Annotated in this window: 6 protein-coding genes; 4 read left to right on the top strand and 2 right to left on the bottom strand. The window is 45.5% G+C overall.

Annotated features, from left to right (window positions below; all coding sequences use genetic code 11):
• The first annotated feature begins 228 nt into the window (after positions 1-228).
• The gene (locus tag ACLGGO_RS27245) at positions 229-1,038 is read left to right on the top strand and encodes a DUF1350 family protein (protein WP_446421634.1); all 810 of its coding nucleotides are present in this window, start codon (positions 229-231) and stop codon (positions 1,036-1,038) included.
• A gap of 120 nt (positions 1,039-1,158) precedes the next feature.
• On the top strand, positions 1,159-1,827 hold the full coding sequence (locus ACLGGO_RS27240) for a DUF4351 domain-containing protein (RefSeq protein ID WP_446421633.1): 669 nt from the start codon (positions 1,159-1,161) through the stop codon (positions 1,825-1,827).
• Between the two features lie 145 nt (positions 1,828-1,972).
• Here the strand turns inward: ACLGGO_RS27240 and ACLGGO_RS27235 are convergent, their stop codons facing one another.
• Together ACLGGO_RS27235 and ACLGGO_RS27230 are read right to left on the bottom strand one after the other, a co-directional pair.
• The gene (locus tag ACLGGO_RS27235; protein WP_446421632.1) at positions 1,973-3,196 is read right to left on the bottom strand and encodes an acetate kinase; all 1,224 of its coding nucleotides are present in this window, start codon (positions 3,194-3,196) and stop codon (positions 1,973-1,975) included.
• Between the two features lie 142 nt (positions 3,197-3,338).
• Positions 3,339-5,780 carry a phosphoketolase family protein gene (locus ACLGGO_RS27230; protein WP_446335335.1) on the bottom strand — a complete coding sequence of 814 codons (2,442 nt, stop codon included), beginning with the start codon at positions 5,778-5,780 and terminating at the stop codon, positions 3,339-3,341.
• A 400-nt stretch (positions 5,781-6,180) separates the two neighbouring features.
• Here ACLGGO_RS27230 and ACLGGO_RS27225 point away from each other — a divergent pair, with 400 nt between their 5' ends.
• Together ACLGGO_RS27225 and ACLGGO_RS27220 are read left to right on the top strand one after the other, a co-directional pair.
• The gene (locus tag ACLGGO_RS27225) at positions 6,181-9,588 is read left to right on the top strand and encodes a PAS domain S-box protein (RefSeq protein ID WP_446421631.1); all 3,408 of its coding nucleotides are present in this window, start codon (positions 6,181-6,183) and stop codon (positions 9,586-9,588) included.
• Between the two features lie 201 nt (positions 9,589-9,789).
• The gene (locus ACLGGO_RS27220) at positions 9,790-10,233 is read left to right on the top strand and encodes a response regulator (RefSeq protein ID WP_446421630.1); all 444 of its coding nucleotides are present in this window, start codon (positions 9,790-9,792) and stop codon (positions 10,231-10,233) included.
• Positions 10,234-10,265: the final 32 nt, after the last annotated feature.

Genomic DNA, 10,265 nt, shown 5'->3' with positions numbered 1-10,265 from the left:
CTTTCATGACGTGGCTTCTAGCCCGTCCTGTAGTATCCGCTTAGAATCCCCCGCGCTTTAGCCGGGGGAGAAGTCAACTGTTCCCCCAGCGTCCTTCTCCTTTGCCGTATGGCTTCCGATCTGACTTGTCACGGGAGGTGTCGAAATCGGTGGGGTAGGGGTATAAGTAACGCCACTCAGCCGGAAGAATGTCAAGATATAAAGATATATAAACTTCCCTCTCTTCCTATGGACTGGCAAGAACTATCTGGTAGCTGGGTTTTAATTCCTTCCCGTCCCATTGGTATCGTGCATTTTTTGGGTGGGGCATTTATTGCGGCTGCGCCCCAAGTCACCTACCGTTGGCTACTTGAGCAATTAGGGCGTCAGGGTTACCTGGTTGTAGCTACGCCATTTATCAATACTTTAGATCACGTTGCGATCGCCCGGGAAGTTCTCAACCGTTTTGAGACTACCCTAGATCGCCTCAAAGCCACAAGACTACTCAATAAACAGTATTTACCCATCTACGGTGTCGGACATAGCATGGGTTGTAAACTGCATCTGCTGATTGGCAGTCTGTATTCTGTGGAACGGGCGGGTAATATTTTGATTTCTTTCAACAACTACCCTGCTAAACAGGCGATCCCATTTCTGGAACAGTTCAACGTGCTGGATCAGTTGACGTTCCTCAAGCAGTTGAATATCAAGCCAGCCTTTGACGTTGAATTTACCCCCTCACCCCAACAAACCAACGAACTGATTGCCCAGCAATACGCCGTCCGCCGCAATTTACTGATTAAATTTGTCAATGACGAGATAGACCAAACCGCAATCCTATCACCTGTTCTGCAACAGCGATTTCCTAATATGGTGGTGCTGCAAATGTTACCGGGAAATCACTTAACACCCTTGGGACAAGATGTCAACTGGAAAACGGGAGATGCATTTACTCCCTTTGATGCGATCGGTCAATGGATGAAGCAAGGCGTTTATCGGGACTTAAATCGACTGAAATTAGAGATTATACGCTGGTTAAATCCTCTGGCGGTGGGGTAAGTAGAGTCTGCTGCAGGGAGTCTTGTGGAGGGGTAGGGAACAAATATTTCCGGTTGTACGGAAATTCTTGCGGGGTTAAGGTTTGATAAAGATTTAATTCGTCGATTTTTGCGGGAGGATATGATGCGTGACTCTGTGATTTCAACGATTCACCGCTACCGAGTAGTTCGCCTGTGGGAACAAGAACCAGCACCATTTCTAGCTAATCCAACACTGTTACCTTTGGCGACATTGGCGCGAACAGAGGAGCCTCAAGGATTGTTGGCGCAGGTAGCGGAACAAGTCGCTAGAATTCCTAATAGGGAGCAGCGACAAAATATTTCTGGTTGTACAGAAATTCTCGCGGGGTTACGGTTTGAAAAAGATTTAATTCGTCGGTTTTTGCGGGAGGATATGATGCGTGGTTCTGTAATTTATCAAGATATTCTGCAACAAGGAGCATTTAAATTAATTAGAAGTCAGCTCAATTGGCGGCTGGGTGAGATTGAGCCAGCACTGCTCGAACGGGTTCGAGAGTTATCTCCTGAGCAGTTAGACAATTTAGCCGTGGCGTTGTTTAATTTTTCTGAAATCGGAGATCTAGCGGATTGGTTAGATCAGCAGCAGCCACGAGCAGGAGAGGTGAATTTGATTGTCCGTCAGCTTAAGCGGCGGTTGGGTGAGGTTGAGCCAGTATTAATTGAGCGAGTTAGAAGATTACCTATCGTACAGTTGGAAGCGTTAGCAGAAGCGCTGTTGGATTTTTCCGACGTGGCGAATTTAGTGGATTGGTTGGAGCAGGCTCAGTAAGATTACACAAGTGATAATAGAACAGTTGATGTGGTGAGTGACGTTACTAGAGGTAAAAAGCTCAACAGTTTAAAGGAAGTCTTTTCCCTTACGCCTAAACCTATGCCTGAAGTGATTAAAGATCTAAACCCGCCCCTACAGATTTTCACGACTTAGCCGACTCCCTCACCATATTCCAACAGGATTGCGCGATCGCCCAGTCTTCTTGGGTATGAATCACGAAAACGCGCACGCTTGAATCCTCTGTGGAAATATCCGCATCTACGGGATTGGTTTCATTCTTGTCTGAGTCAATTTTTAGTCCCAAAAACGCTAAGGCGTCAGATGCAGCAGATCTTAAAGAGGCTTGATGTTCACCAACCCCGCCAGTAAATACCAATACATCTAATCCACCCAAGGATGTTAACATTGCCCCTAAATAGAAGCGTAAGCGGTGGATATAGACATCTAGAGCGAGCTTAGCTTGCTGATTACCCGCCGCGATCGCGTCATTGATTTGGCGCATATCACTACTCACTCCCGATAATCCTTTTAATCCTGATTCTTTGTTCAGCAGATGCTCTAATTGATCCGCATTATACCCCTGTCGCATCAGTTGAATCAGAATAGAAGGGTCAATTGAACCCGAACGAGAACCCATCATTAACCCTTCTAAAGGTGTATAACCCATGGTTGTATTGATACTAATCCCATCCCGGATTGCGGCTAAGGAACACCCATTACCTAAATGACAGGTAATTACTCGTAACGATTTAGCGTCTTTTGCCAACAACTGAGCAACTCGTTCCAGACAGTATTGATGACTTATACCATGAAAACCATAACGACGTATTCCTTGATCCAGCCATTCCTGAGGACCCGGATAAATCACGGCGGGTAAGGGAATTTGAGCATGAAATGAGGTATCAAATACAGCCACTTGGGGCATATCTGGTAAAATATTCTCTATCGCCTCAATTCCTTCTAGATTCGCTGGGTTGTGGGATGGAGCCAGAGGAGATAGAGACGCGATCGCATCTTTCACTTCAGCGTTAATAAATGTTGGTTGACGGTATTTATCGCCGCCATGAACCACCCGATGTCCTACCACATCAATGTCACTTAGTTGGGAAATAACTTGCGTTTGACCGCGCCAGAGTGTATTCAACATTTGAGAAATCGCCTTAATTCGGTCATCGGTGGGTAGGCGTTCCTCCAGGGATTTTCCGTTACAATTCTTAACCTTTAATAGCTCCGTGTCTGACTTTTCATTCCAATCAATTTTGCCTTCCCATATTGGTTCTGGTGGAGAATTTGGCAAAGATTCACCAATCTCATACAAACAACTTTTTTGAGTACTAGAACCCGCATTTAATACTAAAATTTTCATCCCTGATTCTGATAACAAAAGAATGGAGGTGTTCCAGACGTAGCACGCTACGTCTGGAACAATTGGGGCGGGTTTAATAGCATCTGGGTCACAAAAAAGGATAATAGTCAAACCCGCCCCTACAGAACTGTTCCCTGAAAAATTAACACCACTGCCAATTGGTAATCTCTTCAGGATCTTCGCCATTCTCAACGATATACTGCCCGTGAGCAGCTAGCACATATTCATAATGACGAACTCGGTTATTTGCCTGTGCTGAAACGTAAGGATTTTGTCGTGCGGCTAAGCGAATCGCTTGCATAACTAAGTGATAACGACTCGTACCATTGCGGACTTGCATATCAAAGGGTGTGGTGGTTGTCCCTTCTTCCTGATACCCATTAATCTGGAATCGCTCAATAGTTGGACGCCCAAATAACAATTGCTTAATCAGCGAAGGATAACCGTGGAAATTGATAATAACAGGTTTATCGGGGGTAAATAACGCAGTAAACATTTCATCGTCTAACCCGTGAGGATGAGTGGAATTTTGTTCAAGAATTAATAAGTCCGTCACGTTAACCACTCGCACCCGTAACTCCGGTAATTCTTGTCTCAGGATTTGCTCGGCTGCCATAACTTCTAACGTGGGACAATCACCAATTCCCACCAGTACCACATCCGGATTAACCCCATCATCGGTACTCGCCCATTGCCAAACTGAACCGCCCGCCCGACAATGTGAGATCGCCTCCTCCATGGACAACCATTGGGGTAGAGGATTTTTGTTGGAAATGACTAAATTGACATAGCCTGTACTCTCCAAGCAGTGGTCAATCGTACTGAGTAAACAGTTCGCATCTGGGGGTAAATAAACCCGGGCATAGTCGGCTTGCTGATCCAAAACACTATTAATAAAGCCAGGATTTTGGTGAGAAAAACCATTATGTTCCTGTCGCCACAGGGTTGAGGTTTCTAAGTAATTCAGAGACGATACAGGCGGACGCCACGAGAATTCTTGGGAATATTTTAAGAACTTGGCATATTGATCCATCATCGTGGTGATAATGCCCAAAAATGCCTCGTAGGAGGGGAATAAACCATGTCGCCCGGTGAGGAGATAGCCTTGTAAGAAAGCCTGACAGGTATGTTCACTCAGCACCTCAATAATTCGTCCCCCATCCGGTCCAATCTCGCCATCAAAGGGTCCAGTGGGCCACTGATAGTTCCGCTGGGTAACGTCAAGGACTTTGTGAAGACGGTTGGATTCGAGTTCGTCGGGGCAGAAAATACGGAAGTTGTTGGGGTTTTGCTGAATCACATCCCGGAGGTATTTTCCCGCCTCATAAGTATTGCTAATGCTACTCTCACCCTGTTTACACCCTTCTTTTGCTTCTGGGTGTTCTACGGGAACAGCGTAGTTAAAAATATTCGGTAAATCCAAGGGTTGACGCACACGCCCACCGAAGGTATGGGGATTGCTGCCCATGCGTCGTTCCCCTTGAGGACATTGGTCTAAAATGTCGGGTAAGGGTTGTCCTTTTTCGTCAAAGAGTTCCTCAGGATGGTAGGAACGGAACCAATTTTCGAGCAGTTCTAGATGTTCGGGATTACTCTTCACCTCTTTGAGGGGAACTTGGTGAGAACGGAAATTCCCTTCAATCGGTACACCGTCGGCTTCTTTAATCCCCGTCCATCCTTTTAGCGATCGCAAGATGATTAGGGGCCAACGGGGTTTGCTGAGGCGGTTCCCCGAACGGGCGGCTTGTTGAATCCGACAGATTTCCTGATATGCCCAATCCATTGAAGCATACATATCGGCATCCAAGTCCGCATCTTCGACAATCCGCACTTGGTAACCGTACCCGGTAAACAGATGCAGCAATTCTTCATCACTCATCGTGCCAAAAATAGAGGGGCTGGCGATTTTATAGCCATTCAAGTGCAAAATCGGCAAAACTGCCCCGGATTCAGCCGGATCAATGAATTTTGTTCCATGCCATGCTGTAGCCGTGGGTCCGGTTTCTGACTCGCCATCGCCAACGATACAAGCAACCACTAGATCGGGGTTATCCATCACCGCCCCAAACGCTGTCGCCAAGGCGTAGCCTAGTTCACCCCCTTCGTGAATGGTGCCCGGAATCCCCGGATACAGGTGAGACGGAAAGCCGCGGGGCCAAGAAAATTGCTTGACTAGCTGATACACTCCAGCTTCATCGAAGGTAAGGTTAGGATAATAATCTCCTAAAGACCCTTCTAGGTAAAGATTGGCAAGGTTTGCGGGCGCACCATGTCCGGGTCCTGTCACCAGAAACATATTGGCATCGTAACGCCGGATCAGTCGGTTGAGATGGGCATAGACTAGATTAATACCGGGACAAGTCCCCCAGTGACCGAGTAAACGATCTTTAATGTGTTCTGGTTTTAAGGGTTCGCGTAATAGAACGTTATCTTTGAGATAAATTTGAGTCGCTGCTAGGTAATTAGCCGCACGGCGATACTTGGCGATCGCGTCGAGTTCGCCGCCCTGATTTTGACGCACTTGAGCAACAGGAATTTCCGGTTGAGATAAAGAGGCTTTGGCTGTTGAAGTAGTTATTGTCATATTTTATAAATTCAAGTTAGAAATTTTGACTTGCGTTGGTAGAAGTACTCGTCTGCTGTGCAGTTTATCCAAAGATTTCAGAGGAATTCTCCTACTGGGGATAGATCATGCCAAATCCGATGATAGGAACCTCTGTTCCCTAGTTCCTGAATCGTCTGTTCTACTTGGCTTACTCGTAGTGGGGTGTTTGGGTTTGGGGTTATCCCGAACGTTTATATAGCAGTAGACACATCGATTAGGACAAAGGCACCATAGAGGCGTTCCATGCAACGTCTCTACATAAATGATGTGTCCTAACAGCTATGGCGGTTGCTATATCTCCAACTTCTTCCATAAGTCAGAGATGGGATAGGTAATAATGAGATATTCTGAGTAGAACATCCTTCCAAAGTGACAAATTGTGATTAACACTCCTGTGCATCTGCTCCTCATTGACGAGGACCCAGATGAACGAGCCTTAATCATTCGTCAATTACAGCGAGAGTTTTCCGCACTGCGCGTCGCACAGCCAACTAACTCTAAAGACCTAAAGCAGGTACTTTTAGAGGATCATTTTGATATTGCGATCGCGGACTATGAACTCCCTTGGACAACGGGTATAGCTGTCTTGAAACAGGTTAAACGCCTGCAACCTGCTTGTCCATTTATCATGTTTACCAGTCAAGACAGTGTAGAACTTGCTGTAGTGGCAATGAAGGCGGGTTTAGATGACTATATTATTAAATCGCCGTCCCATTATCCAAAACTGGTGACAGCCGTCTGTGCTGCCTTAGCGTCTAAGTTACAGCCCCAATCTTCTTTGCCACAAACGACTCAACCTGTCCCTATTTCCCAGAACTTACAACTGATCGCCACACTCCAAGCCCGGATTGCTCAGCAAACTACAATTGTGCGGTTTAGTCAATATGCCTTAAGAGGGATTAACATTGACTCTTTGATGAATTGTGCGGTCAATTTGTTAGCGAAAACGCTCAACGTAGACTACACCAAAGTCCTGGAATTACTTCCCGATGGCAAAGCATTGTTGTTGCGGGCGGGTGTAGGTTGGCAAGTTGGTTTAGTCGGTAAAGCGACTGTAGATACGGGAATTAATTCCCAAGCAGGCTATACTCTCGTCTCCCAAAAACCAGTCGTTGTCGAAGATTTGCGGACGGAATCACGATTTTCGGGTCCACCTCTATTACGCGATCATGGAGTTGTCAGTGGGATGAGTGTGATTATCCCCGGACTTTCCTCAGCGAGACTAGGGAACCTGAAACATTGGGACACCATGTCTAATCCAGAGAATCAACCCTTTGGAATTTTGGGTGTTCATAGCACAGTTTACCGCCAGTTTAGCCAAGATGATATTAACTTTTTACAAGCGATCGCGAATATTCTCAGTGCAGCGATTGATCGTTGTCAGCAAGGGGAACGATTGCGGATACTAGAGAGTGCGGTTAATGCGAGTAGCAACGGGATTTTAATTAGTGATCCCTATCAACCGGATAACCCAATTATTTTCGTCAATTCTGGATTTGAACGACTCACCGGTTACAGCGCCTCAGAAACACTCGGTTGTAACTGTCGCTTTTTGCACCGAGATGACTCAAATCAAACTGGATTGGATGAATTACGACAGGCGATTGCGACGCAAAGAGAATGTAAAGTAACGTTGCGGAACTATCGTAAAGATGGTTCTTTATTCTGGAACAATCTCTATATCTCACCCGTGCGAAATTCCCAGGGAAAATTAACTCACTTTCTGGGAGTGCAGACGGATGTTACCGCCCAGAAATTAGTCCTAGAAAAGCTTCGCCAACAAGCACAACTATTGGATTTAGCCAATGACGCGATTATGGTGCTGGATCTAGAGGGAAAAATTACCTATTGGAATCAGGGGGCGCAACGCTTGTATGGCTGGAGTAATCAAGAAGCCGTTGGGCAAAATGCCCACCAATTGCTGCACACTATTTTTCCGCAGCCGTTAAGCGAAATTAAGGCTCAATTATGGCATCAAGAATATTGGCCCGGTGAGTTGATACAGAGTACAAGGGATGGGACTAACATTACTGTGGCGAGTCGTTGGACATTGCAGCGAGAACACCAAGGAGATCCATTTGGAATTTTAGAAGTTAACCATAATATTACCGAATACAAACAGTCAGAAAAAGCCCTACGTCAGAGTGAACAGCGCTTCCGGCTAGCGGTAAATCATAGTCCAGATATGTTCGTGATCTATGATGATCAGCGACGGTTTATTTTTGTGAATACGACAGCCCTTGAACGCACGGGAAAGTCATTAGCGGAGTATCTAGGACACACTGATGAAGAAATCTGGTCGCCGGAGATTACTGAATCGTATTTACCGACGCTCAAGCATGTGGTAGAAACCCGAACTCCGCAGACAATAGAAGCCACGATTACATTACCGAATACTAACCCCTTTACCACAGTAATCAAATATGTGCCGATGTTAAATGATCGCGGTGAAATCGATCAAATTCTCGGCTTTACGTTTGACATCACCCAGCGCAAACAACTTGAAATTCAATTGCGACAGACGATTGACCGCCTGCAAACCTTACAAACCATTGACAAAGCCATTCTCGCCGAGCAATCACCCTCTGCGATCGCGCAAGTGGCGTTAAGGGGTTTAAACGCTTTGCTATCTCGTCGTCATCTGAGTGTTGTGGTGTTTGATTGGGACTCGCAGCAAGCCCTTCTCCTCGCGACTGACGGTGAGGTAGATAACCCAGCCGGAACAACAATTGCTCTAGAACCATTTACCTCAAAGCTTACCCAATTCGCTGACGGTAAAATCCATCAACTCCCACAGCTAGAGATTGTGCCATTATTGCAACCCATAGTGCAAGCCTTACTCTCACAGAACGCTGAATCTTTCCAGATTATTCTACTCAGAAGTAAGCAAGAATTAATTGGCACACTCAACCTAGAATTCAGTGGAGAAAATGTCCTGAATGAGGAACATAAGACCATTGTACAAGAGGTCACCAATCAACTCGCGATCGCGATCGCTCAATCCCGATTACAACAGCAGCTTAAACGCTACACCACTGAACTAGAAGAACGGATAACCGAACGAACGCAAAAATTGCAAGCTATCAATGGTGAACTCGAAGCATTTTCCTACACAGTTTCTCACGATCTCAGAGCGCCGTTACGAGCCATGCAAGGGTTTGCGAATGCCTTAGTTGAAGATTGCGGTTCCCAGTTAAATTCAATCGGTTTAGACTATGCTCAGCGGATTATCAAGTCTGCCCAGCGTTTGGACAACATGATCCAAGACTTATTAGAATATAGTCGCTTGGGACGCCTGGAATTCCCCCTCAAGCCGATTAGTTTAGATTCCATTGTGACAGAAGTACTCTTTCAACTCCAAGAAACTATCAAAAACACATACGCCCAAATTAACGTAGCCCAGAAAGGGGTAATACCTTTGCCCGAAGTTTGGGGTCATCGTGGTACACTCATCCAAGTTGTATCAAATTTGATTGTCAATGGGATCAAGTTTGTCCCAGAGACGGTGCAGCCTCAGATACAGGTGTGGGCAGAGGAACGACAAGATGTAAATGGTTGTACGTGGATACGACTCAATTTCGAGGATAATGGAATTGGCATTGAGCCAGAATACCAAGAAAAGATTTTCCTGGTATTTGAACGCCTCCACGGTCGTGAAACTTATCCTGGTAGTGGTATTGGTTTAGCCCTTGTCCGTAAAGGCATGGAACGTCTAAGAGGACGTTCGGGAGTTGAATCATCACCCCATCAGGGAAGCCGATTTTGGATCGAGGCGCAAACCGTGTAGGGGCGAAGCATTCGCGCCCATATTTTTCGGTTTTACGGCTAAACTTCCATCGCGAATGCTTCGCCCATCCAATAGTCACGCATTCGTAGACACAAAGCATTCGCGCCCGGATTTTTCGGTTTTACGGCTAAACTTCCATCGCGAATGCTTCGCCCATCCAAACATCAAACATCAGTTTGAGTAAGTTTTATGGAGCAAATTATGAGTGCTAAACCTTCTGATATCTTACTCGTTGAAGATGATGATAATGATGTTTTCCTAATTCAGCGTGCATTTGGACGCCTCAATCTACCTCATTCACTGCAAGTTGTCATGAATGGAGAGGAGGCAATCAATTACCTAGAGGGCAAAGCACCCTATAATGATCTAGAACGTTATCCTATTCCAGCTCTTATCTTACTCGATTTAAAACTGCCTCGTAAATCCGGTCTAGAAGTTTTAGCTTGGATTCGACAGCAACCTCAGTTAAAACGTCTATTAGTTGTGGTGTTGACGGCATCCAGAGAAACACCAGATATTAATAAAGCTTATGACATCGGAGCCAATTCTTATTTAGTGAAACCTGTAAACTTTCATGATTTTTTAGAAATGATTCGTACTCTTGATCTGTATTGGTTAATCTTTAACGAAAAACCCCTTGTCTGAATTAGTAATTATAAATTTTGACTTTCTATTCC

It is taken from the genome of Coleofasciculus sp. (assembly GCF_046565525.1).
In the GTDB taxonomy this organism is placed as follows: domain Bacteria; phylum Cyanobacteriota; class Cyanobacteriia; order Cyanobacteriales; family Coleofasciculaceae; genus Coleofasciculus.
The sequence above is the reverse complement of the archived record's forward strand: the minus strand, read 5'-3'. Positions and strand labels throughout refer to the sequence as shown.